21 protein-coding genes are annotated in these 23036 nt (G+C 61.4%); 12 read left to right on the top strand and 9 right to left on the bottom strand.

Annotation, left to right across the window (positions count from 1 at the left end):
• Positions 1-27: 27 nt before the first annotated feature.
• Complete coding sequence (gene yrfG, locus H7995_RS08190; protein ID WP_166590307.1) at positions 28-690, top strand: GMP/IMP nucleotidase; 663 nt, start codon at positions 28-30, stop codon at positions 688-690.
• A gap of 75 nt (positions 691-765) precedes the next feature.
• Here yrfG and lysM read toward each other — a convergent pair whose 3' ends face one another.
• Positions 766-1206 (bottom strand): peptidoglycan-binding protein LysM, encoded by a 441-nt coding sequence (gene lysM / locus H7995_RS08185; RefSeq protein WP_166590306.1) that lies wholly within the window; start codon positions 1204-1206, stop codon positions 766-768.
• A 136-nt stretch (positions 1207-1342) separates the two neighbouring features.
• Here lysM and H7995_RS08180 point away from each other — a divergent pair, with 136 nt between their 5' ends.
• The 4 genes from H7995_RS08180 (at position 1343) to H7995_RS08165 (ending at position 6238) form a co-directional block, all read left to right on the top strand.
• Entirely contained in the window at positions 1343-2230 is an 888-nt protein-coding gene (locus H7995_RS08180) for a LysR family transcriptional regulator (protein ID WP_166590305.1), read from the top strand.
• A gap of 94 nt (positions 2231-2324) precedes the next feature.
• Positions 2325-3164: a formate dehydrogenase accessory sulfurtransferase FdhD gene (gene fdhD, locus H7995_RS08175; RefSeq protein WP_166590304.1), complete on the top strand. Its 840-nt coding sequence runs from the start codon at positions 2325-2327 to the stop codon at positions 3162-3164.
• Positions 3161-5509 (top strand): FdhF/YdeP family oxidoreductase, encoded by a 2349-nt coding sequence (locus tag H7995_RS08170; protein ID WP_166590303.1) that lies wholly within the window; start codon positions 3161-3163, stop codon positions 5507-5509. Before fdhD ends, H7995_RS08170 begins: the two co-directional genes overlap by 4 nt.
• Positions 5510-5743: 234 nt before the next feature.
• A complete protein-coding gene (locus tag H7995_RS08165; RefSeq protein ID WP_159993148.1) occupies positions 5744-6238 on the top strand; it encodes a glycine zipper domain-containing protein in 495 nt (164 codons plus the stop codon).
• 62 nt (positions 6239-6300) lie between these two features.
• Here the strand turns inward: H7995_RS08165 and H7995_RS08160 are convergent, their stop codons facing one another.
• The 3 genes from H7995_RS08160 to H7995_RS08150 form a co-directional block, all read right to left on the bottom strand.
• Positions 6301-6732 carry an acyl-CoA thioesterase gene (locus H7995_RS08160; RefSeq protein ID WP_166590302.1) on the bottom strand — a complete coding sequence of 144 codons (432 nt, stop codon included), beginning with the start codon at positions 6730-6732 and terminating at the stop codon, positions 6301-6303.
• A 47-nt stretch (positions 6733-6779) separates the two neighbouring features.
• Positions 6780-8015 (bottom strand): 3-hydroxyacyl-CoA dehydrogenase, encoded by a 1236-nt coding sequence (locus H7995_RS08155; RefSeq protein ID WP_166590301.1) that lies wholly within the window; start codon positions 8013-8015, stop codon positions 6780-6782.
• Between the two features lie 90 nt (positions 8016-8105).
• Entirely contained in the window at positions 8106-10055 is a 1950-nt protein-coding gene (locus H7995_RS08150; RefSeq protein WP_185818218.1) for a RecQ family ATP-dependent DNA helicase, read from the bottom strand.
• Between the two features lie 422 nt (positions 10056-10477).
• Between H7995_RS08150 and H7995_RS08145 the strand changes: the two genes are divergently transcribed.
• Entirely contained in the window at positions 10478-10765 is a 288-nt protein-coding gene (locus tag H7995_RS08145) for a hypothetical protein (protein WP_166590326.1), read from the top strand.
• Positions 10766-10869: 104 nt separating this feature from the next.
• Positions 10870-12000, top strand: coding sequence for a hypothetical protein (locus H7995_RS08140; protein ID WP_182343093.1), 1131 nt, complete (start codon positions 10870-10872; stop codon positions 11998-12000).
• Positions 12001-12073: 73 nt separating this feature from the next.
• Here H7995_RS08140 and H7995_RS08135 read toward each other — a convergent pair whose 3' ends face one another.
• Together H7995_RS08135 and hslO are read right to left on the bottom strand one after the other, a co-directional pair.
• Positions 12074-13615, bottom strand: coding sequence for a phosphoenolpyruvate carboxykinase (locus tag H7995_RS08135; protein ID WP_166590298.1), 1542 nt, complete (start codon positions 13613-13615; stop codon positions 12074-12076).
• Between the two features lie 179 nt (positions 13616-13794).
• On the bottom strand, positions 13795-14697 hold the full coding sequence (gene hslO, locus H7995_RS08130) for an Hsp33 family molecular chaperone HslO (RefSeq protein WP_166590297.1): 903 nt from the start codon (positions 14695-14697) through the stop codon (positions 13795-13797).
• A gap of 100 nt (positions 14698-14797) precedes the next feature.
• Here hslO and H7995_RS08125 point away from each other — a divergent pair, with 100 nt between their 5' ends.
• Entirely contained in the window at positions 14798-15607 is an 810-nt protein-coding gene (locus tag H7995_RS08125; RefSeq protein WP_185818217.1) for a phosphatase PAP2 family protein, read from the top strand.
• Positions 15608-15658: 51 nt separating this feature from the next.
• On the opposite strand, the gene H7995_RS08120 is transcribed toward H7995_RS08125, so the two are convergent.
• Entirely contained in the window at positions 15659-16063 is a 405-nt protein-coding gene (locus H7995_RS08120) for an RNA-binding S4 domain-containing protein (protein ID WP_166590295.1), read from the bottom strand.
• A 220-nt stretch (positions 16064-16283) separates the two neighbouring features.
• Here H7995_RS08120 and rimB point away from each other — a divergent pair, with 220 nt between their 5' ends.
• Together rimB and rimK are read left to right on the top strand one after the other, a co-directional pair.
• Positions 16284-16766: a retropepsin-like aspartic endopeptidase RimB gene (gene rimB, locus H7995_RS08115; RefSeq protein ID WP_166590294.1), complete on the top strand. Its 483-nt coding sequence runs from the start codon at positions 16284-16286 to the stop codon at positions 16764-16766.
• Positions 16763-17668 (top strand): 30S ribosomal protein S6--L-glutamate ligase, encoded by a 906-nt coding sequence (gene rimK, locus H7995_RS08110; protein WP_166590293.1) that lies wholly within the window; start codon positions 16763-16765, stop codon positions 17666-17668. The genes rimB and rimK overlap by 4 nt, the downstream gene beginning before the upstream one ends.
• 77 nt (positions 17669-17745) lie before the next feature.
• On the opposite strand, the gene H7995_RS08105 is transcribed toward rimK, so the two are convergent.
• Positions 17746-19059 (bottom strand): ATP-binding protein, encoded by a 1314-nt coding sequence (locus H7995_RS08105; protein WP_166590292.1) that lies wholly within the window; start codon positions 19057-19059, stop codon positions 17746-17748.
• 108 nt (positions 19060-19167) lie between these two features.
• Complete coding sequence (gene ompR / locus H7995_RS08100) at positions 19168-19908, bottom strand: osmolarity response regulator transcription factor OmpR (RefSeq protein WP_095167476.1); 741 nt, start codon at positions 19906-19908, stop codon at positions 19168-19170.
• 361 nt (positions 19909-20269) lie between these two features.
• On the opposite strand from ompR, the gene H7995_RS08095 reads away from it, so the two are divergent.
• Positions 20270-22594, top strand: coding sequence for a Tex family protein (locus H7995_RS08095; RefSeq protein WP_166590291.1), 2325 nt, complete (start codon positions 20270-20272; stop codon positions 22592-22594).
• On the top strand, positions 22594-22977 hold the full coding sequence (locus tag H7995_RS08090; RefSeq protein WP_182343087.1) for a PaaI family thioesterase: 384 nt from the start codon (positions 22594-22596) through the stop codon (positions 22975-22977). Before H7995_RS08095 ends, H7995_RS08090 begins: the two co-directional genes overlap by 1 nt.
• Positions 22978-23036 lie beyond the last annotated feature (59 nt).

Raw genomic sequence — 23036 nt, 5'->3', positions numbered from 1 at the left:
ATCTGTTTCCCGCTGGAGAAGCCTGCAATGCCCACACTGCCCTGGCGCGACATCGATACCGTTCTGTTGGATATGGACGGCACCCTGCTGGACCTGCACTACGACAACCATTTCTGGATGGAGCACCTGCCCCAGCGCTATGCCGAATTGCACGGCATCAGCCGGGCCATGGCCGAGCTGGAAATGCAGCCGTTGTTCGAGCGCAACGCCGGACAGTTGCAATGGTATTGCCTGGATTTCTGGAGCAGCGAACTGCGTTTACCCGTGCGCGAACTGAAGCTGGAAACCGCCCACCTGATCGCCCTGCGCCCGGATGCCGATACCTTTCTGGCGGCGATCAAACAGGCCGGCAAACGGGTCATCCTGATTACCAACGCGCATCGCGATTCGTTGTCGTTGAAACTGGAAAGGATCGAGCTGGCGCCCTACTTCGAGCGCTTGATCAGCTCCCACGACTATGGCTTTCCCAAGGAGAGCCGACAGTTCTGGGATGCGTTGCAGGCCGACATCGGCTTCGACCCAGGCCGCAGCCTGTTCATCGATGACACCTTGCCGATCCTGCGCAGTGCGCGGGAGTTTGGTGTGGGGCATTTGCTGGCTGTCAGCGTGCCGGATAGCCGCAAGGGGCCTAAGGACACCGCCGAGTTTGCCGCGGTGGGGGACTATCAAGCGCTTATTGCAGGACTGTAGACCTGGTCGCCTGCATCGCGATGCAGGCTCGCTCCCACGGGGTTGATGCGACCCTGGTGGGAGCGAGCCTGAGCGTTACTCAGGAATGCGCAGCGTCTGGCCCGGATAGATTTTGTCCGGGTGCGACAACATTGGCTTGTTGGCCTCGAAGATTTTGTTGTACTGGTTGGCAGAGCCATACACCGCCAGGGAAATCGCGCTGAGGGTGTCGCCTTTCTTCACCACTACAAAACGTGCAGCAGCCACCACTGGCCCGCTCACCGTGATCTGGTCATCGACACTGCCGACGCCGGCAATGTTACCCACCGCCAGGAGGATCTTCTCTTTCTCTTCCTGACTGCTGACTTCACCCGTCACAGTTACCTTGTCGCCCTCCACCGTGGCCTGCACATTCGGGTTGCCCAGGCCGACCTTCGCGATGTGATCCTTCAACTGCTCGCTCGCATTGGCGTTACCCGGTGTCAGCAGATCCAGCAGTTTTTCGCCTGCTTCTTTGACAAAGCTCAAAAGACTCATGGTGCACTCTCCTTGGGTTTAATAGGTCCGGTCGCGAAAGACTAGACCAACTCTGCGCAATGCGGTTCCCAACCGACCAATGACGCAGGTCAACCCAACCGCTAGAATTCGCTCCTCACCGCGCCCAGGAATGAAGATGGACATCAAACAGCTGAAATTCCTCATCGCCCTCGACGAAACCCGCCATTTCGGCCAGGCCGCCGCGCGCTGTCACATCACCCAGCCCACCCTGTCGATGCGCTTGCGCAGCCTGGAAGAAGAACTGGACCTGCCGCTGGTCAATCGCGGCCAGCGCTTTGAAGGGTTTACCGCCCCCGGTGAGCGGGTGCTGGCCTGGGCGCGCACCGTGCTGGCGGCCTATGACGGCCTGTATGCCGAAGCCGCAGCCTGTCGCGGCAACCTGGTCGGCACACTGCGCCTGGGGGTGGTGCCGCTGTCGAGCTTCGATCCGCTGCCTTTGTTGCACCAGTTGCACGGCGAACACCCGAACCTGCGCTTCGAGCTGTCGGCCCTGAGCTCCGAGCAGATCCTCGAACAACTGGCGAACAACCGCCTGGATCTGGGCGTGTCCTACCTCGAGCGCCTGGATGGCGAGCGCTTCGACTCTCTGGCCTTCAGCGAAACCCGCATGGGCCTGCTGTATGACCAGCGTTTCTTCAGTTTCGGCGAGACACCCTTGAGCTGGGAGGCGCTGATCGAGTTGCCACTGGGCATGCTCACCAGCGGCATGCACTTTCGCCAGTCCATTGACCACAACTTCCACAGCCGGGGCCTCAACCCGCAACCGCTGCTGCAGACGGACGCCGTTCATCAATTGCTGCAGGCGGTCCATGGTGGCCTGTGCTGCGCCATCATGCCCCTGGAAGGTGGCCTGGAAGCCCTGACCGAACACCTGCGCCTGCAGCCGATTGAAAACGCGCAAACCCTCGGCCGCCTGGGGCTGATCATGCGCCGCAGCGCACCGCGCTCGGCATTGGCGGAAGCCTGTTTTGCGATTTATCAGAGATCACAGACCGGCTCTTGATCGACGCCATCTATCGGTAGATCAGTATTAGCGATTAGACGCGACACTTTGCCGCGCCTAGGCTTAAAGCTGGATAACCCGCCGGTACAGCCCCATGAACGCCAAGCGCCCGACCTGCGCGGCGCCCGCCCTCGACACGCCCGCGCCCGCCGCCAGTCAGAGCTATCAGTATTGCAACCTCGACCTCAGCGCCAGCGCCAGCACCGCGCTCGCCGAAGAGGTCGCGCTGGCGATTGCCTACAACGGCATCAGCCAGGCAGTGATGCTGGTAACCCCTACCGATCTTGAAGACTTCATCGTCGGCTTCAGCCTGGGCAGCGGGATCGTCAGTGAGCGCAGCGATATCTACGACCTGCAGCTCAGCGGCTCGGGTTCTGCGATGTACGCCCAGGTCAACATCGCCAGCCGTGCGTTCTGGAACCTCAAGCAGCAGCGTCGGCAACTGGCCGGTACCAGCGGCTGCGGCTTGTGTGGCGTCGAAGCCGTGGAGCAGGCCTTGCCGCAACTGCCCGTCTTGCCGGGAGCGCCCCTGCCGCCGGCCGAATGGCTGGACGGCCTGCGCCAACGCATCAATGCCTTCCAACCCCTGGGCCAGCACTGCGGTGCGGTGCACGCGGCGGTGTTCATGAATAACCAGGGCGAGTTGCTGCTGGGCCGCGAAGACATCGGCCGGCACAACGCCCTCGACAAGCTGATCGGCGCCCTGGTCCGGCAGGACATCCCGACAGCGGGCGGGGTGGCGATTGTCACCAGTCGCTGCAGCCTGGAACTGATCCAGAAAGCCCTGCGCGCCGGGATCCAGACCCTGGTCAGCCTGTCGTCGCCCACCGGCCTTGCCCTGCAGTGGGCGCGCCGACACAACCTCAATCTCATCCACCTGCCGCACAAAAGTGCGCCGCGGGTGTATAGCCCTGCGATGGAGAATCAAGCGTGAGCACTCATCATCAAGCCGACCAGACACCCACCCCACGCTACAAGCCCTACAAGGGCCCGGCCGGTGGCTGGGGCGCGCTGATCAGTGTCGCCCAGGCGTGGTTGACCAGCGACAACGCGCTGAAGAACATCCGCATGATGCTCAAGACCAACCAGAACGGCGGGTTCGACTGCCCGGGCTGTGCCTGGGGCGATTCGCCGGAAAGCGGCATGGTCAAGTTCTGCGAAAACGGCGCCAAGGCGGTCAACTGGGAAGCCACCAAACGCCGTGTCGACGCGGCATTTTTCGCCAAGCACAGCGTCAGCGCGTTGCTGGAGCAGAGCGACTACTGGCTCGAGTACCAGGGCCGCCTGACTGAACCGATGAGCTACAACGCCGAGACCGACCGTTACCAGCCCATCAGCTGGGAGGCCGCGTTCACGCTGATCGGCCAACACCTGCGAAACCTGGCGAGCCCTGACCAGGCCGAGTTCTACACCTCGGGCCGCGCCAGCAATGAAGCGGCCTATCTGTACCAGTTGTTTGTCCGCGCGTTTGGCACCAACAACTTCCCGGATTGCTCGAACATGTGCCACGAAGCCAGTGGCGTGGCCCTGGCGCAGAGCGTCGGGGTCGGCAAAGGCACCGTGACCTTCGATGACTTCGAACATGCCGACGCGATTTTCGTCTGGGGCCAGAACCCCGGGACCAATCATCCGCGGATGCTTGAGCCGCTGCGTGAAGCGGTAAAACGTGGTGCGCAGGTGGTCTGTATCAACCCGCTCAAGGAGCGTGGCCTGGAGCGTTTCCAGCACCCGCAGCATCCGATCGAAATGCTCACCAACGGCGACAAGCCGACCAACACCGCCTATCTGCGCCCCGCGCTGGGTGGCGACATGGCGTTGTTGCGCGGCATGGCCAAATTCCTCCTGCAGTGGGAACGCGAGGCGCAGGGCAGCGGCGCGCCTTCGGTGTTCGACCATGAGTTCCTCAACGAGCACACGGTCAACCTCCACGACTACCTGAGCCAGATCGACGACACCCCGTGGGCGCAGATCGTCGAGCAGTCCGGGCTGAGCCTGGAAGACGTCGAGCAAGCCGCGCGCATGTACGCGGCCGGCAAGAACGTGATCATGTGCTGGGCCATGGGCATCACCCAGCACCGCCACTCGGTGCCGACCATCCAGGAAATCGCCAACCTGATGCTGCTGCGCGGCAACATCGGCCGTCCGGGCGCGGGCCTGTGCCCGGTGCGTGGCCACAGTAACGTGCAAGGCGACCGGACCATGGGCATCAACGAACGGCCACCCGTGGCGTTCCTCGATGCGCTGGAGCGGCGCTTCCAGTTCAAGGTGCCGCGCGACAATGGCCACAACGTGGTCGAAGCCATCCACGCGATGCTCGAAGGTCGCTCCAAAGTCTTTATCGGCCTGGGCGGCAACTTTGCCCAAGCCACACCGGACAGCCCACGGACCTTCCAGGCCCTGAGCAACTGCGACCTCACCGTGCAGATCAGCACCAAGCTCAACCGCAGCCACCTGGCCCACGGTAAAGCCGCCTTGATCCTGCCGTGCCTGGGCCGTACCGACATCGACCTGCAAACCGAAGGGGCGCAAGCGGTGACCGTGGAGGATTCGTTCAGCATGGTCCACGCCTCCAATGGCCAGTTGAACCCGCTGTCCAGGCTGATGCGCTCCGAGCCTTCGATCATCGCCGGCATCGCCGCGGCCACCCTGGGCAGCACCCCCGTGGACTGGAGCTGGCTGGTGGCCGATTACCGACGCATTCGCGAGTTGATCGCCGACACCATTCCAGGCTTCAAGGACTTCAACCAGAAGATCGAGCACCCGGGCGGTTTCTACCTGGGCAACAGTGCCGGCGAACGGCGCTGGAACACCCCGTCAGGTCGCGCCAACTTCCGCGCCAATACCTTGCCCCTCGACCTGGTTCACGAACGTACCCGGGCCACCGGGCAGTTGCCGGACCTGATCATGCAGTCCATGCGCTCCCACGATCAGTACAACACCACCATCTACGGTCTTGATGACCGTTATCGTGGGGTCAAGGGCCAGCGGGATGTGCTGTTCGTCAACGAAGCCGACATCATCCGCCTGGGCTTCAAGCCCGGGCAGAAGGCTGACATTGTGTCGATCTGGGATGATGGCCGGGAGCGTCGGGTGAAGGGCTTCACCCTGCTGGCGTTCGATATTCCGGCGGGACAAGCGGCGGCGTACTACCCGGAAGTCAACCCGTTGGTGCCGCTGGAAAGCACCGGGGATGGCAGCCACACGCCGACGTCCAAATTTGTCGCGATCCGCCTGGAAGCGGCGAGTGCAAGCGGGCTGATCAAGGCCAGGTCGGCCTGAAGCCTGGCGTCGAATTTTCGCTCGCCTGCGCTTAACCAACGCCCACAAAAAAGGCCGCTTTGTTAGCAAAGCGGCCTGTCCCAAGTAGTTAAAGACCTGCAAAAATCAATTAAGTTCCGTAGTAAAAACAACAACTTAGCAAAATGTGAGAAGGTCGTGTTACTCGTCGGATTTCGATTGTAACCATCCCGTCACAGCCTCAGGATCGCGGCGTCATCCCTCTGAGGCTCCTCTATGAAGTTCTCCTCGATTCTCTTGTTGTCCCTTGGCCTGATCAGTGGCGTCGCGTCAGCTGGAGGCACCACCGAAGCCGGTGTGGGCGGCGCATTGGGCGGGGTTCTTGGCTCGGTCGTCGGTCAGTCACTGGGCGGCAGCACTGGCTCAACCATTGGTGCCGCACTGGGCGGTGCGGGTGGTAGTGCGGTGGGCGCCGACAAACGCAGCCGTGGCGAAGCCGCGATCGGTGGTGCGCTGGGCGCAGCCGGCGGCAACGTGGTCGGTCGCAGCGTCGGCGGTACCTCGGGCAGCCTGATCGGCGCAGCAGCCGGCGGCGGTGCCGGTGGTGCGCTGGGTAACTACATGGGTAATAAAAGCTATGACGACGACCGTGACGATCGTGATGATCGTCGCTACCGCGGTGGTCGCGATGACCGTCGCTACTACCGTCACGGCCACCCGGGCCGTGGCCATGCCTATGGGCATCGCAAGCACAAGCATTATCGCGACTGACCCCGTCGCCTCACGCAAATCCCGCGTAAAGAATCGCAGCCCTCGGGCTGCGATTTTTCGTTTCAGGCCAGCAATCGCTCCAGCGCCTCACGCAGCCCGGCAGGAATGGTCACCGGCTGGTTCGAGGCCCGATCGACAAACACGTGGACAAAGCGCCCCGCCGCACAGGCGTCCTCCTCACCGGCCTTGAACACGGCCAGTTCGTACTGCACCGAACTGTTGCCCAGCTTGCCGACTCGCAGGCCAATCTCGATGCGCTCGGGGAACGCGATCGAGGCGAAGTAATCGCACGCCGAGCTCACCACAAACCCGACCACTTCGCCGTCATGGATATCCAGGCCACCCACTTCGATCAGGTAGGTGTTCACCGCCGTGTCGAAGAAGCTGTAGTAGGTCACATTGTTCACATGGCCATACACATCGTTGTCGTGCCAGCGGGTAATGATCGGCTGGAAATGCCGGTAGTCGGCACGTTGGGGCATGCGGTCAGTCATGGGGTTTCTCGTGCAAAGGGGCTGGCAGTGTAGTGGCTGCGCGGCGTTCAGTCAGCCTGGTACCGCGCCAGCTGTGCGCCGCTGGCGGCCAGTTCGCGGATGATCCCGGCAGGTTTCCACAAGGCGCCCTGCTCGGCCTCAAGACGCAACAGTCGCGCCTCGATAGCGGCCAGCCCTTGCTGGTCAGCCCATGCCATCGGCCCGCCCTTGTCCGCCGGGAACCCGTAACCGTTCAGGTAAACCAGGTCGATGTCCCGCGCAGATTCGGCGATGCCTTCCTGGAGAATCTTGGCCCCCTCGTTGACCAGTGCCAGCAGGCAGCGCTCAAGGATCTCTTCGGCGCCGATCTCGCGGCGTTGATACCCGAGCTGCTCACTGACCCGCAGGACCAGCGCGTCTACCTGCGGATCGTGCTCAGCCTGACGGCTGCCCGGTTCGTAGTGGTAGTAGCCATTGCCGCTCTTCTGCCCGAAACGTCCTTGCTCGCACAGGCGGTTATCCACCTGGATTTCATCCTCATCCTGGCCGACACCGGCCAACTCGCGGGCGCGCCAGCCAAGGTCGATGCCGACCACGTCGTACATGCGAAACGGCCCCATGGCAAACCCGAAACCTTGCAACGCGGCATCGACCTGGTAGGGAAACGCGCCCTCGAGCAACATTTTGCGTGCCTCGAGCACGTAGGTATTAAGCATCCGGTTGCCGATAAAGCCGAAGCAGTTACCCGCCACCACACTGACCTTGCCCATGCGGTCGCCCAGGGCCTTGGCGGCTTGCAGCACCGCCGGGGCGGTTTGTGCACCACGGACGATTTCCAGCAGTTTCATGATGTGCGCCGGGCTGAAGAAGTGCAGGCCCAGTACCTGTTGCGGGCGCTGGGTGACCGCGGCAATGGCGTCGATATCCAGGGCCGAGGTATTACTGGCCAGGATTGCCTGGGGCTTGAGCAGACCGTCGAGCTGGCGAAAGATCTGCTGCTTGAGTTCGAGGTTTTCGTAGACCGCCTCGATCACCAGGTCCACCTCGCTGATCGCCGCGTAGTCCGCAGCGGCCGTGACCCTGGCGATGCGCGCGTCCGCCTCGGCCTGGTCGATGCGGCCCTGACGCACGTTGTGCGCCCAGGTCTGGGCGATGGCCGTCAGCGCCTGGTCGAGCATCTGCGGATTGTTGTCGACCCACTGCACCGGCACCCCGGCATTGGCCAGGCACATGACGATGCCACGGCCCATGGTGCCGGCGCCGATCACGGCGGCACGCTGAATCTGGAGTGGCGTCTGGCTCATTGTTTGCTCTCTTGTTGGTGAACCTTGGACAGCGATCACCATAGTCAGCTGAGCAGGCTTTTTGAAGCCTATTGCGCTGATGGGCGACATTCAGTAAATGGATGTTCCTGCGGGCAGATGGTGCTCGATCCAACTGCGCACCTCGGCGTAGGGGTAATCCTCCAGCGCCGCAAACCCCGGAATGGCCCGGGCCTTGAGCTTGGTAAACAGCGGTACGCTGATGCCACACAAAAACCGCGTCAGCCGTTCCGCGCTCGGCACCTGAGCGTTGAAACCCTGGTGCCTGCGGATGAAGTCGCCGCACAGGGCCTCGAAGTCTTTATCCGCCAGCGCCGGCAATTCGGGGGGAGCCGGCAGGCGGGCAACCTGGCCATGGCACACCGAGCAATGCCCACATTGCTGCGGCGCCTGGTTGTCACCGAAGTACTGCGCCAGGCGATAACCCAGGCAATGTTCAGTGGCGAACAACTCGAGCATGGCGTGGATCCGCGCAACTTCCGTACGTTCGTGCCGGGTGAAATAGCCATGCAGTTCCAGGCTCAGCGCCTGCGCATCGAAATCGTTCTGGAGCAGGCTGTAGACCTCGGTCGTCTGCTTGCTTTCCAGCTCGATCCAGCCTTGCTCCTGGCAATAATCCAGGGCCTTGACCACCCGGTTGCGCTCCGCCTGGTGCTGCAGGTACAGCGCGTCGAAATTGACCGTGACCCAGGTTCGCGCGCGGCTTGAGGTCTGGATGATGGCGTCGACAAAGTCTCGGCGCTCGCCGGTAAACCGCGCCAGCAGCGCCTCGGGCTCCAGTACAAACTTGAACCGGTACTCGGCAAAGTAGGCATAACGCGCAGCGATCAGGCGCTTGAGTTCCAGTTGAACCAGCAAGGTCTTGAGCGGCAACTGGCGGATGTTGCTGTGATCGGCCAGCGGCCCCAGCAAAAACTCCCATTGCCCGTCCGGCGCGCAGGCTTGCAGTTCATCGAGCACACAGCGGATGCCATCGAGTTCCGGGGTGTCGCCATAGACGAAGTTTTCCAGCACGTTGAGGCTGTCTCGATTGGCCAGCACCAGGCAATCGGAGGGCTCGCCGTCACGTCCGGCCCGACCGATTTCCTGGCTGTAGTTTTCGATGGATTTGGGCAGGTCGAAATGCACCACGTTGCGGATGTCGCTCTTGTCGATCCCCATGCCGAACGCGATGGTGGCGACAATGCAATTGGACTGGCCAGCCATGAACCGGCGTTGTATCGCTTCGCGCTGATCATGGGGTAACCCGGCGTGATAGGCCTCGGCCGCGAGCCCGTGCTGGCTCAGGTGCTGGGCGATCTGTTCGGCGGTTTTCTGCAAGGTCACGTAGACGATGCTGGGCTGCCCGGCCCGCTCGCCCAACCACTGCACCAGACGCCGCCGCTTGTCCTGGCCACGCACCGGCTCCACCAGCAGATTGAGGTTGGCCCGGTAGAAGCCGGTGGTGACCACATCGTCGGCAGCAATGGCAAACCTGGCCTGCATGTCGGCGATGACCTTGGGCGTGGCGGTAGCCGTCAGCAACAGGGCCTGGGGGATATTGAACTGGCGCTGGTAGTCCGGCAGCTTCAGGTAGTCGGGGCGAAAGTTATGACCCCACTCGGAAATGCAGTGCGCCTCGTCCACCACCAGCAGCGAGATCGGCACCTGCTGCAGGAAATTGCGAAACCGCTCGTTCTTCAGGCGCTCCACGGAAATCATCAGGATCTTCAACTCGCCACTGCGCGCCCGCGCCATCACGTCGCTGGCGTCATCACGGCTCTGTGCCGAATCGATACTGGCGGCGGCAATGCCGTGGCGTTGCAGGAATGCCAGTTGATCCTGCATCAGCGCCAGCAGCGGCGAGACCACCAGTGTCAGGTGGGGCAACAGCAGGGCCGGCAACTGATAACACAAGGACTTGCCGGAACCGGTGGGGAAAATCGCCGCCGCCGAGCGCCCGGCCAGCACCGCGCTGACCGCCGCCTCCTGGCCGGGACGAAACTGTGGATAACCGAAGACCTGTTCGAGGGTGTTGTGCATGAGCGGTCACTCCATTGACGGCTGCAGTGCCAAAAGCCTAGCGGGCGAGCGCAGCACGTCGAGAAAAGGTCGGGGATAAAAAGATACGGAATGATACAGGGAGAACGTCCCACTTCCCGCGACGCTGCAACTCTCACGAGTCACGCATTTCAATGCGAAACATCCTACTCAACTTTGTCGAGCTGACGCCGTCACACCAGGCTTCAATCCTGCCCGACACGTGGGAAACCCGAGTCGTGGCCAACCGCCCAAAAAAACCGCGAAACGCCTGTAGGCCGGCGTCCGATCGTCGTGTAAATCCCCTACAACAGCCGTCCATGCAGGCCATCTTGCTGCGCCTTGCCAGCACTCCCTATAGTTTGCTGCACGGCACAACCGCCCCTTGCCGCGCGATGTCGCAAATGCCTACCGGAACCGAGCCCATGAGCACCTTAACTCCGTCTTTCGAGCGCTATCGTCAGCTGAGCTCTACCGCCGGCGATACCCCGGTCCTGGTCATCGACACCCAGGCCACTCCCCAGGCCCTGCTTGAGGCCGCTCAACAACGCATCCGCGCGGCCAGCAACTTGCTGGAAACTTTTTACTGCCTGTGTTTCAACCAGGCGGACGTCAAGGATATTCCGCATATCGTGAACGCGTTATACCTGTTGATTCAAGACGGCAGTGACGTGCTTGAAGTTTTGCAACAACGCCTGCCAAAACAAAACTGAAGTTATCCACAACACACTAAAAATCCAGCAACACTAAGCACCTTCCATGCTGAGTTGTTCAAACTTAATCTGCCCATTCATTAAATAGATGAAGGCAACTTCCAATGACTACATTGACCGTATATTTCTGCGGTACCGGCTCGACTAAATTTGACGCTACGAATACTACGTACTGGAATGGCGAACTTGTTTCCACCCTCGCCAACCACGAGCGTGGCCGTGAGTTTGCCGAATGGGCGGTGATCGACGGCCCCGGCACCAGCAACTTGCAAGCCGATGAAATGTTTTACAAGTCCGAAGAGTACGGCATCTCCGGAAGTCTGTTCGGCAGTGGCTGGGAAGAAAACGTCAAGCACGCCCTGCAACTCATCAAGGGCAAGACTTCCTGGCAACGACTTGAACTAACCAAAGAAGAATACGACCGTCTGAAAGCTGCCGGCATTCCCATTGAAGACGTTGAAACCGTCGGCTCATGGTTCTGGCGCAAGTACAACTACGGCGAACGGACTGTCACCCAACAGGCGTTACAGGAGCAGATCATCAAGTTGTTCCGCAAGGACGGCATTATCCCCACTTGCGTCAATCTTGTTGGCTGGAGTCGCGGCGCAGTAAGTTGTCACATGCTGGCCAACATGATGCTCAATGATCCTGAACTGAAACAGGTGCCGGTCAATATATTCGCCGTCGACCCCGTACCCGGCCCCATGAACTTTCAGCCTGAACGAGTGACACTTGGCGCCAACGTCAAAGAGTATGTGGGGTTCTTTGCCCGCGACGAACGCTCCAAAGGGTTTTCCTGCGTCGTCCCCCTCACACACAGCAACACCAGGACCCATGTCTACCCCATGGCCGGTCGCCACGGAACATTGGTCGGGAACGCTTCCCTCAAGGGCACCTCTGGCCCGAAACAATTACCGGAGCCAGGCCTGATCGTGCGCCACTTCGCCGAGCGCTGCCTGACCCGCTGGGGCGTGAAGCTCGACAAGATGCTTAACCTTACGACTGCCGATCTGCAGAACCACCACAACGCCATCAGCCAAGCCGACGCCCATTACGTGCTGATGCGCCAAGAGTCCTACACCTACTTCACCGAACAGGAACAAGGCGAGCGTTACGTCTCCCATGGCAGCAACGGCACTGCCTTCTCGTCGGTCCAGGGCGCGCCCCTGCAGCCAACGGCAGGGCTGGGTGCGAAACTGACATTCGAGCAGTCCAGCTACCTGGATATCCGCTGAGTGTGCAGCGCTTCGATCACAGGCACAAAAAAGCCGCCCCCTAGGGGCGGCTTTTTTTGCATCAGACCAACACTTACAACTTAGGACCTGCAGCCTTGATGGCGTCGCTCACGTCGAACTTCTTGAAGTTCTCGATGAACAGGCCGGCCAGGGCCTTGGCAGCTTCGTCGTAGGCGGCTACGTCAGCCCAGGTGTTGCGTGGGTTCAGCAGGCCAGTCTCAACGCCCGGTACGGCCACTGGCACGTCGAGGTTGATGGTATCCAGGTGCTCGGTCTCGGTACCGATCAGAGCGCCGCTCTGGATCGCTGCGATCACCGCACGGGTAGTCGGGATGTTGAAACGCTTGCCGACGCCATAGCCACCGCCGGTCCAGCCGGTGTTGACCAGGTAGACCTTGGAGCCGAAGCCGCGGATGCGCTTGATCAGCAGCTCGGCGTATTCGCCAGCCGGACGCGGGAAGAACGGTGCGCCGAAGCAGGTGGAGAAGGTCGACTTGATGCCGCTGCCCGAACCCATTTCAGTCGAGCCCACCAGAGCGGTGTAGCCGGACAGGAAGTGGTAGGCCGCTTGTTCTTCGTTGAGGATCGAGACTGGCGGCAGGACGCCGGTCAGGTCGCAAGTCAGGAAGATCACAGCGTTTGGCTCGCCACCCAGGTTCTGCTCGGAACGCTTGGCAACGTGCTCCAGCGGGTACGCGGCGCGGCTGTTCTGGGTCAGGCTGACATCGGCGTAGTCGGCGTGCTTGGCGTCGTCGATCACGACGTTTTCCAGGACTGCACCGTGCTTGATGGCTTTCCAGATAACCGGCTCGTTCTTCTCGGACAGGTCGATGCACTTGGCATAGCAACCGCCTTCGATGTTGAACACCACGCCTTCGCCCCAGCCGTGCTCGTCGTCACCGATCAGGTAACGGCTTTCATCGGCCGACAGGGTGGTTTTACCGGTGCCCGACAGACCGAAGAACAGGGTCACGTCGCCTGCTTCGCCGATGTTGGCGGCGCAGTGCATTGGCAGCACGTCAGCGGCTGGCAGCAGGAAGTTCTGTACCGAGAACATGGCTTTTTTCATTTCACCGGCGTAACGCATGCCGGCGATCAGCACTTTCTTCTGGGCGAAGTTGATGATCACGCAACCATCGGAGTTGGTGCCGTCACGCTCTGGCACGCACTCGAAGTTGGCCACGTTGAGCACTTGCCACTCATCACGACCGGCCGGGTTGTACTGCTCCGGGTTGATGAACAGGCAACGACCGAACAGGTTCTGCCAGGCAGTCTGGGTGGTCATCTTCACGGCCAGGTAGTGGTCTTGGGCAGCACCAACGTGGACGTGGGAAACGAAATGCTCTTGCGCGTTGTTGAATGCCTCAACGCGAGCCCACAGGGCATCGAACTTGTCGGCCGGGAACTTGCGGTTGATGGGGCCCCAGGCAATGGCATCCTGGGTGGTTGGCTCTTCCACGATGAAACGGTCAACTGGCGAACGGCCGGTACGGTGACCAGTACGAACTACCAGCGCGCCGGTATCGGCAAGCTCGCCTTCACCGCGACTCAAGGCTTCTTTAACCAGATCATCAACACTCAGATCGGTGTACACGGCGTTATTGGCTTGCGTCATGAGGTTCCCCGTCGGCCAGTGGCCGAGTGCTCCAAACGTTTTGTAGTAGAAAGTCCTGCACTACTACCGCGAAAAAAGTGGGCCGGATTATGCCAGAAAAGCCTGAAAAGAGTAGGGTCCTCCCGTCAGTACGGCGTTAATCCGGCACAAAGCAGTGAATTCACCTGCGCTGAAACGTTTTAGTGGCGAGTATCTGACGGTGTATCCACGCCCGCACCGGCGAACAATTGACCGATATCCGCCGAGTCAAACAGGTAGCGTTCGTTGCAGAACTGGCAATCGATCTCGATATTGCCGCCGTGTTCGACGACCAACGCCTGGGCATCTTCCAGGCCGAGGCTGACCAGCGCATTGCCGGAACGCTCGCGGGAACAGCTGCAACGAAAGCGCAATTTCTGCACATCAAACAGGCGCACCTGCTCTTCGTGGTAGAGACGGTGCAGCACGGTTTCGTTGTCCAGGCTGAGCAGTTCATCAGCGGTCAGGGTGCCGCCCAGCGCCGTGATGTGCTGCCAGCTGGCGGCCCGCTCTTCCTCGTCTTTCAGGCGGTCGGCCGGCAGTTGCTGCAGCAGCAGGCCACGGGCGCGACGGCCATCGGCATGCAGCCAGAAGCGGGTGCCGACCTGCTGGGACATGACGAAGTAATTGGTGAAGCATTCCGACAGGGTCGCGCCATCGAGGTCGACGATGCCCTGATAGCGCTGGCCCTGGGTCGGGTCGACGGTCAATGCCAGGACGCCGTTGGGCATCATGTCTGCCAGGGTCGCGTCAGGGGCGATCTGGTCGGCTTCATAACGCGCCAGGCCACGGATTTCCCGCTCGCTCGAGCACTCGATCATCAACAGCGGCACCGGGCCTTCGGAACGCGCCTGAAGGATCAGCAAACCATCGAACTTCAAGGTGCCGACCAGCAACGCCGCCGCCGCCATCAGCTCGCCAAGCATCTGCGCCACCGGCTCCGGATAGGGGTGTTTAGCGAGGACTTCGGCATAGCTGCGCTCCAGCGCAACCAGTTCGCCACGGGTATCGCTGTCATCAAAGATGAAGCGCTGGGTGTAGTCGGTATCCGGTAGATCAGTCATAGGTCTGGGTATCTGAAGTGATGACAAAATGTGTGCAAGGGCCGAAAATCAGTCCTTCGCACTATTTTGGTGCGTGATTTATCGCCATGGGAGGCATTTTATGAACAATCCGAGTCTGTTCCAAGCAAGGTGGGACCTCGGCCGATTGACGCTGTGTAATTTAGTCCCGTTGGCCCTGCTGGGTTTCTGGTTATGGCCTGCGGGACAGATGCTGTGTGTGATTTTCGACGAGTGGCTTTTTCATTTACTCAATGACCCCCTGGCAACCAGCCCAACCTGGTTGCACATCTGGGCGGTCGCCAGCCTCAGACCCTTTGACGCAGTGGTCGGGATCATCCTGCTGGCACTGTTGATTCGCGGCAACTGGGTGTTCAAGGCCGGCGATGTGCGCCGTGCTTTTTTCGGCTTCTTCGCCATTCTGCTGCTGATGCTGGTGATCCGTACCCTGTTCTCCAAAGTCGCCGCGCACCTGGGCTGGCAACACCAGAGCCCATCGATGGTGATCACCGGCGCGGTGCAAATGAGCGACTACTTCCCGGGCCTGGAAAAGACCTGGGAGCTCAAGGACCGTTCCAGCCAGAGCTTTCCCGGGGACCATGCCTCGGTGCTGATTATCTGGGCACTGTTCATGAGCCTGTTCAGCCGGACTCTGGGGCAATGGCTGACGATCTGGAGCCTGGCCCTGCTGTTCATGCTGCCGCGCCTGGTAGCTGGCGCCCACTGGGGCCAGGACGATTACATCGGCGGTATGCTGCTGGCGGTCTGGGCATTGGGCTGGGGTTACTACACGCCATTCGCTGCCAGGGCGTCCGAGTTCTTTATGCGGCTGACCGCGCCACTTTTCAAGTTGCTGGGCCAGTTGCCGGTGATTTCGCGGATGAGCGTGGTGCGAAACGTTCCTGCCGGCTGAATGAATGATCACTGCAAGGATCGCCACCTGCTGGTGGCAATCCTTGGTTCACTATTCGTGGCTACTGCCATGAAACTTGAACAGGTCACGACGCTGTTTCTTGCTCGGCTTGCCGTCGGTGGTGACACTCAGGGCGCCGGCCTTGCGCAGTGCCGCGGCATTCTCGCGCTTGGTGATGCTGGCGTCGGTCTCTGCGTACAAGGCCTGGGCCTGCGGGGCACCACGCCGAACGATCGATAGTGCCTGCACCACCACCGTGCGCTCTTCAAACCCGACGCGGATCTGCAATTCGTCACCGATGCGTGGCTCCTTGCCCGGCTTGCAGCGCTCCCCTCGACAATGCACCTTGCCACTCTCGATGGCGGCCTTGGCCAGCGCGCGGGTTTTGTAAAAGCGCGCCGCCCACAACCACTTATCGAGACGGACTTTGTCGTCCTCTTCGCTTTTTTGTGCCATGGGTTTTCCTCATTCTGAAATATTTCTGAACTGTACTACCGTTTCTGTCATGCCATGAATTTCACCGCCGCAGCATACAATGCACCACCTCCTCGGGCCGCACATGAGGAGCGGCAATCCGGGCTGTAGATATCTGTCGCCTTTTAACCACTATTCTGCGTGAATACCGCCCATTCGGCCGCGTTGCGGTGCGAGCGGGTATCTCACCGGTTGAGCACATTTGAAGACATTTGACCATTTGACCGTTGTCGGTCTGCGCGAGTGGGTGGCGCTCCCTGATCTGGGGGTCGCGGGCCTGCGCGCCAAAATCGACACCGGTGCCAGCACCTCCAGCCTGCACGCCACCGAGATCGAGCCATTCGAGCGCGACGGCGAGAAGTGGGTGCGATTTACCGCACACTTGGGCACGGTGGTGCAGTTGCGCCATCGTCGCTGTGAAGCACCGCTGGTGACACGAAAAACCATCAAGAGCTCCAATGGTCACGCGCAGGTGCGCTACGTGATCAGCACCACCCTGGCACTCGGCGATCGGGTCTGGCGAGTCGAGTTCACCCTCGCCTGCCGCAAATCCATGCGCTATCGCCTGCTCCTCGGCTCCAAGGCTCTGGTCGACGGCCAGTTGGTGGTCAATCCCGGCATCAAGTACGTTCAAGACAAGCCGGTGTTCCCGGTGTCCACTCTCTCCTCCACAGGTGTTGCATGAAGATCGCTGTGCTGTCGCGGAACCCGCGTCTGTATTCCACTCGTCGTTTGGTTGAAGCCGGGACCGAACGCGGCCATGAGATGGTGGTGATCGATACCCTGCGCGCCTATATGAACATTGCCAGTCATAAGCCGCAGATCCACTACCGCGGCAAACCCCTGGAAGGGTTCGACGCCGTGATCCCGCGGATCGGCGCGTCGGTGACTTTCTATGGTTGCGCGGTGTTGCGCCAGTTCGAAATGATGGGTGTGTTCCCGCTCAACGAGTCGGTGGCCATCGCCCGTTCGCGGGACAAGCTACGCTCGCTGCAACTGCTGTCACGCCGTGGCATCGGCCTGCCGGTCACCGGTTTTGCTCACTCCCCGGACGACATCCCTGACCTGATCGACATGGTCAATGGCGCGCCGTTGGTGATCAAGGTACTGGAAGGGACTCAAGGCATCGGCGTGGTGCTGTGCGAGACGGCGACCGCCGCCGAGTCGGTGATCGAGGCGTTCATGGGCCTCAAGCAGAACATCATGGTCCAGGAATACATCAAGGAAGCCGGTGGCGCGGACATCCGCTGCTTCGTGGTCGGCGACAAGGTGATTGCAGCGATGAAACGTCAGGCCAAGCCAGGCGAATTCCGCTCCAACCTGCACCGGGGCGGCAGCGCCAGCCTGATCAAGATCACACCCGAAGAACGCATGACCGCATTGCGTGCGGCCAAGGTCATGGGCCTGGCGGTGGCCGGGGTCGACATCCTGCGCTCCAACCACGGACCGCTGGTGATGGAAGTGAACTCCTCGCCGGGCCTGGAAGGGATCGAAACCACCACCAGCAAGGACGTGGCGGGGATAATCATCCAGCACCTGGAGAAAAACGGTGGTCCGAACATGACCCGGACCAAAGGGAAAGGGTAAACGACAGCGGCAAGAGAGGACCTATGCCGCTCCTCTCTTGCCGCTTGAAGCTTGAAGCTTGAAGCTTGAAGCTGCGCCTATACCGCGTCCCGAGGCAGCATCAACCCCAACGGCAACCGCACCCGCGCTTCCAGGCCGCCACCGGAACGGTTGCGCAGCTCGACATTGCCGCCATGCATCGACGCGATGCGCTTGACGATGGCCAACCCCAACCCAGTGCCCTTGCCGCCCCGGGCACGATCGCCCCGGGTGAACGGGTTGAAGATCGCCTCCAGCTCTGCGGGGTCGATGCCGGCCCCGCGATCCATGACGCTCAGCACCACGTAAGGCGCACTGACATCCCCCGAGACGTAAGCCGCCACCTCCACATCGCTGCCCGCGTGATGCAAGGCATTGCCGATCAGGTTGTTCAGCAGGCGCTTCATCGACACCCGACGCAGCGGGAATGGCTGGATCGGCTCCAGGCGCAGGCGCACGCGTTCTTCGTTCTGGTTGTAGGGCGCCGCCACTTCACGCACCAGGTCGCTCAGGTCGACCTCCTCCACCGACTCGTCGCGACCATCACGAATGAATGCCAGGAACTGGTCGAGAATCGCGTCCATGTCCTCGATGTCGCGCACCATGTCGTCCGTCAGGTCGTTGTGGCCACCCATCAGTTCCAGCGACAGGCGCAGGCGGGTCAAGGGCGTACGCAGGTCATGGGACACTCCCGCCAGCATCAACTCACGCTCACGCCCCGCCTGCTCGACATCCTCGGCCATCTGGTTGAAGGCCCGGTACACCTCGGCCATCTCGCTGGGTGTGTCGCTGATCGGCAGCCGCACGCTGCGGCCCTGCCCCAATTGCCGGGCGGCATCCACCAGGCGCTTGAGGGGCTGGTTGAGCTGGCTGACAAAAATCCACGCCGAGGCGGTGGATAAGAGTCCGATGGCGAGGAACCAGCCCAGCACGCTCCAGATTTTCTGGCCCCGCAGCGGATGCGGGTACAGCGGCACTTTCAGCCAGCCATCGCCCAGGCTCGGCGCCCGCACCCAGAGCGCTGGCGGCGCGTGCATGCGCAGGCGCACCTCGGTGTCGCCGCCCAGTTCGGCCTGCATCTGTCGTTGGTAGATTTCACTGTAGGGCCAATGCTGCTCGCCGTCGGGCACGCCAGCGCCCACCACGCGGATCAATCCCACGGAATCGGCAATTTCAGCTCGGTTGGCTTCGTCGGCGGCCCAATACGCGCGCAGTGTCAGGGCGACACCGTGGCTGTATTGACGATCCACCAGCACGTCCTCGTTCATCAGTAGATAAACCAGGGTCAGCGCCTTGGAAAAAAGCACGACGATCAGCACCAGCCAGAGGGTGCGGGAGAAGAAACTCTGGGGGAACCACACAGGGGTTTTCATAGGAGACAGCTACACACTTTGCAGGAGCGAGAGAGACTCGCAGAGTTGCGGATCACGAATCAACCGGATAACACACTATCCGGCCGATTCGCTCCTACAAATGACAGATCACTTGGTCGCAGTGCCGTCCGGAACGAACACGTAGCCCACACCCCAGACAGTCTGGATATAACGCGGCTTGGAGGGATCAGGTTCGATCATCCGGCGCAGGCGGGAGATCTGTACATCGATGGAACGCTCCAGGGCATCCCATTCGCGGCCACGGGCCAGGTTCATCAGCTTGTCGCGGGTCAGCGGTTGGCGCGCGTTCATCACCAGCGCCTTGAGGACCGCGAACTCACCGGTGGTGAGCATGTGTACTTCATCGCCGCGCTTGAGTTCGCGGGTAGCAAGGGACAGCTCGTAGTCGCCGAAGCTCACGCTTTCGTCTTCGCTGCCCGGCGCGCCCGGCACCGGAGTCGATTGACGACGCAGGACGGCCTTGACGCGAGCCATCAGCTCGTCCGGGTTGAACGGCTTGGCCAGGTAATCATCGGCGCCCAGCTCCAGGCCCTTGATGCGGCTCAGCTCGTCGCCCTTGGCGGTGAGCATGATGATCGGGATCTGGTTGTTTGCGCCACGCAGGCGGCGGCAAGCGGTCAGGCCGTCTTCGCCGGGCAGCATCAGGTCGAGGACGACCAGGTTGAACACTTCACGGGCCAGCAGACGATCCATCTGTTCGGTGTTCGGTACGGCGCGAGCACGGTAGCCCTTGCTGACGAAAAAACGTTCCAGCAGGCTGCTGAGCCCCGGATCGTCGTCAACGATTAGAATTTTTTCGCCTTCAGCAGTTTGTGCAGTGCTGCTCATTGGATGCTCCTTTGATCTCGGCGCGCATTATGGCGTAGCTGTCGTTATACGCACCGTGTGCATTGTTAGCAGATTTTTCCTCTACCGCCAGCAATACAGGCATTGTGCCTACAGGTTGCTTTAGCCCCCGAAGCACGGAACGCTGGTTATAATGCGCGGCCTTTTGTGTCAGGCAACGTCAGATCGTTACCGTCTGCGGCGGCTTATTATTTTTCCGCGCCGGGCAGTAATTTTTCGATTTCACGGGTCAATGGGATGCCTATTGATCCAGGTAGCGGCGCAGGCCAGGCCGCTCAACCAGACTCGCCGGGCCTAGTCACTGCGCCCGCGAGCCTGCTTTCACAATTTGTCAGGTGGTTTTATGGACAGCATCAACAGCCGCATCGCCGAGGAACTCGGTGTCCGCCCACAACAGGTCGAAGCGGCCGTCGCGCTACTCGATGAAGGCTCCACAGTGCCCTTCATCGCCCGCTACCGGAAAGAAGTGACCGGCAGCCTCGATGACATCCAGTTGCGGCACCTGGAAGAGCGCCTGCGCTACCTGCGAGAACTCGACGAACGGCGCATCAGCATCCTGGCCAGCATCCAGGAGCAAGGCAAGCTGACCCCGGCACTCGAGCGTGACATCAAGCTCGCCGACACCAAGACCCGCCTCGAAGACCTGTACCTGCCGTACAAACAGAAGCGCCGCACCAAGGGCCAGATCGCCCTGGAAGCCGGCCTCGGCGAGCTGGCCGACGGCCTGTTCAACGACCCGACCCTCACGCCAGACGCCGAAGCCGCGCGCTTCGTCGATGCCGAGAAAGGCGTGGCCGACGTCAAGGCAGCCCTCGAAGGCGCCAAGTACATCCTCATGGAACGCTTTGCCGAAGACGCCAACCTGCTCGACAAGTTGCGCAGCTACCTCAAGCAGGAAGCCACCCTCAGTGCCCGCGTGATCGCCGGCAAGGAAGAGGAAGGTGCCAAGTTCCGCGATTACTTCGAACACGATGAACCCCTCAAGAGCATGCCGTCGCACCGCGCCCTGGCGATTTTCCGTGGCCGCAACGAAGGCATCCTGAGCTCGGCGCTGAAAGTCGGCGACGAACTGCCGGGCACCATGCACCCGTGCGAAGGCATGATCGGCCAGCAATTCGGCATCGCCAACCAGAACCGCCCGGCCGACAAATGGCTGGGCGAAGTGGTGCGCTGGACCTGGAAGGTCAAGCTCTACACCCACCTGGAAACCGACCTGCTGGGCGAGCTGCGTGACGGCGCCGAGACCGAAGCCATCAACGTCTTTGCCCACAACCTGCACGACCTGCTGCTGGCCGCCCCAGCCGGCCCGCGCGCCACCCTGGGCCTGGACCCGGGCCTGCGCACCGGGTGCAAGGTCGCGGTGGTCGACTCCACCGGCAAGATGCTCGACCACGCCACGGTCTACCCGCACGTGCCGCACAACAAGTGGGACCAGACCATCGCGGTGCTGGCGGCCTTGTGCGCCAAGCACTCGGTTGACCTGATCGCGATCGGCAACGGCACCGCCAGCCGGGAAACCGACAAGCTGGCCGCCGACCTGATCAAAAAATACCCAGCGATGAAAATGACCAAGGTCATGGTCTCCGAAGCGGGCGCATCGGTGTACTCGGCCTCGGAGTTGGCCTCCAAGGAATTCCCGGACCTGGACGTGTCGATCCGTGGCGCGGTGTCGATTGCCCGGCGCCTGCAGGACCCGTTGGCGGAGCTGGTGAAGATCGATCCGAAGTCGATTGGCGTCGGCCAGTACCAGCACGACGTCTCGCAGCTGAAACTGGCGCGCGGCCTGGACGCGGTGGTCGAAGACTGCGTGAACGCCGTCGGGGTCGACGTCAACACCGCCTCCGTGGCGCTGCTGGCGCGCATCTCCGGTCTCAACGCGACCCTGGCGCAGAACATCGTCAGCCACCGCGACGAACACGGCGCGTTCAAGACCCGCGCCGCACTGAAGAAGGTCGCCCGCCTGGGAGAAAAAACCTTCGAACAGGCCGCAGGTTTCCTACGCGTGATGAACGGCGACAACCCGCTGGACTCCTCGGCAGTACACCCGGAAGCCTATCCGCTGGTACAGCGCATTGCCGCTGAGACCGACCGTGATATCCGCTCGCTGATCGGCGACGCGAGCTTCCTCAAGCGCCTGGACCCGAAGAAATACACCGACGAAACCTTCGGCCTGCCGACCGTCACCGACATCCTGCAAGAGCTGGAAAAGCCTGGCCGCGACCCGCGTCCCGAGTTCAAGACCGCAGAGTTCCAGGAAGGCGTCGAAGACCTCAAGGACCTGCAGCTGGGGATGATCCTCGAAGGCGTGGTCACCAACGTGACCAACTTCGGCGCGTTTGTGGATATCGGCGTGCATCAGGACGGTTTGGTGCATATCTCCGCGCTTTCCGAGAAGTTCATCAAGGACCCACGGGAAGCGGTGAAAGCCGGTGACGTGGTCAAGGTCAAGGTCATGGAAGTCGACATCCCGCGCAAACGCGTAGGCCTGTCGATGCGCATGAGCGACACCCCGGGCGAGAAGATCGACGGCGCCCGTGGTGCACGTCCAGGCTCGGCCCCACGCCAGTCTTCGAACCCTGCACCGCGCAAGGAAACCCCGGCGGCCGCGCCAAGCAACAACGCCATGGCGTCGCTGTTTGCCAACGCCAAGCAGTTGAAGAAGCGCTGATGGAGGTCCCTGCCGGGTTGTCCGAAAGCGCCTTTTTCAAGCTCTTGGGTTGCCGTTTGCACGGCCTGGAAACCGGGGTGGCGCAAGTCGCCCTGGCCCTTGCGCCCGACCTGCGCAATCGAGGGGGCAAACTGCACGGTGGGGCTCTGTTCAGCCTGGTGGACATTGCCATGGGGCTGGCCTGTTCCAGCGTCCATGGCTTTGACCAGCAGAGCGCGACCATCGAGTGCAAGATCAACTACATCCGCGCCGTCTCAGACGGCGAGGTGCTGTGCACGGCCCGGGTGCTGCACCCGGGCCGGCGCACGTTGGTGGTCGAGGCCGACGTGATGCAAGGCGACAAACTGGTCGCAAAAGCACAAGGCACATTCGCTGTCCTATAGATGCCGCTCATCGATTTGGGTTAATTTCAGCGCAACGCAACCTGTGGGAGCGAGCTTGC

The sequence above is a fragment of the Pseudomonas kielensis genome (assembly GCF_014236655.1).
GTDB lineage: Bacteria > Pseudomonadota > Gammaproteobacteria > Pseudomonadales > Pseudomonadaceae > Aquipseudomonas > Aquipseudomonas kielensis.
The sequence above is the reverse complement of the archived record's forward strand: the minus strand, read 5'-3'. Positions and strand labels throughout refer to the sequence as shown.

Excerpts from the sequence above, each read along its gene's own strand:
- yrfG (WP_166590307.1), top strand. The coding sequence starts at position 28 with ATGCCCACACTGCCCTGGCGCGACATCGATACCGTTCTGTTGGATATG.
- lysM (WP_166590306.1), bottom strand. The coding sequence starts at position 1,206 with ATGAGTCTTTTGAGCTTTGTCAAAGAAGCAGGCGAAAAACTGCTGGAT.
- H7995_RS08180 (WP_166590305.1), top strand. The coding sequence starts at position 1,343 with ATGGACATCAAACAGCTGAAATTCCTCATCGCCCTCGACGAAACCCGC.
- fdhD (WP_166590304.1), top strand. The coding sequence starts at position 2,325 with ATGAACGCCAAGCGCCCGACCTGCGCGGCGCCCGCCCTCGACACGCCC.
- H7995_RS08165 (WP_159993148.1), top strand. The coding sequence starts at position 5,744 with ATGAAGTTCTCCTCGATTCTCTTGTTGTCCCTTGGCCTGATCAGTGGC.
- H7995_RS08160 (WP_166590302.1), bottom strand. The coding sequence starts at position 6,732 with ATGACTGACCGCATGCCCCAACGTGCCGACTACCGGCATTTCCAGCCG.
- H7995_RS08155 (WP_166590301.1), bottom strand. The coding sequence starts at position 8,015 with ATGAGCCAGACGCCACTCCAGATTCAGCGTGCCGCCGTGATCGGCGCC.
- H7995_RS08150 (WP_185818218.1), bottom strand. The coding sequence starts at position 10,055 with ATGCACAACACCCTCGAACAGGTCTTCGGTTATCCACAGTTTCGTCCC.
- H7995_RS08145 (WP_166590326.1), top strand. The coding sequence starts at position 10,478 with ATGAGCACCTTAACTCCGTCTTTCGAGCGCTATCGTCAGCTGAGCTCT.
- H7995_RS08140 (WP_182343093.1), top strand. The coding sequence starts at position 10,870 with ATGACTACATTGACCGTATATTTCTGCGGTACCGGCTCGACTAAATTT.
- H7995_RS08135 (WP_166590298.1), bottom strand. The coding sequence starts at position 13,615 with ATGACGCAAGCCAATAACGCCGTGTACACCGATCTGAGTGTTGATGAT.
- hslO (WP_166590297.1), bottom strand. The coding sequence starts at position 14,697 with ATGACTGATCTACCGGATACCGACTACACCCAGCGCTTCATCTTTGAT.
- H7995_RS08125 (WP_185818217.1), top strand. The coding sequence starts at position 14,798 with ATGAACAATCCGAGTCTGTTCCAAGCAAGGTGGGACCTCGGCCGATTG.
- H7995_RS08120 (WP_166590295.1), bottom strand. The coding sequence starts at position 16,063 with ATGGCACAAAAAAGCGAAGAGGACGACAAAGTCCGTCTCGATAAGTGG.
- rimK (WP_166590293.1), top strand. The coding sequence starts at position 16,763 with ATGAAGATCGCTGTGCTGTCGCGGAACCCGCGTCTGTATTCCACTCGT.
- H7995_RS08105 (WP_166590292.1), bottom strand. The coding sequence starts at position 19,059 with ATGAAAACCCCTGTGTGGTTCCCCCAGAGTTTCTTCTCCCGCACCCTC.
- ompR (WP_095167476.1), bottom strand. The coding sequence starts at position 19,908 with ATGAGCAGCACTGCACAAACTGCTGAAGGCGAAAAAATTCTAATCGTT.
- H7995_RS08095 (WP_166590291.1), top strand. The coding sequence starts at position 20,270 with ATGGACAGCATCAACAGCCGCATCGCCGAGGAACTCGGTGTCCGCCCA.
- H7995_RS08090 (WP_182343087.1), top strand. The coding sequence starts at position 22,594 with ATGGAGGTCCCTGCCGGGTTGTCCGAAAGCGCCTTTTTCAAGCTCTTG.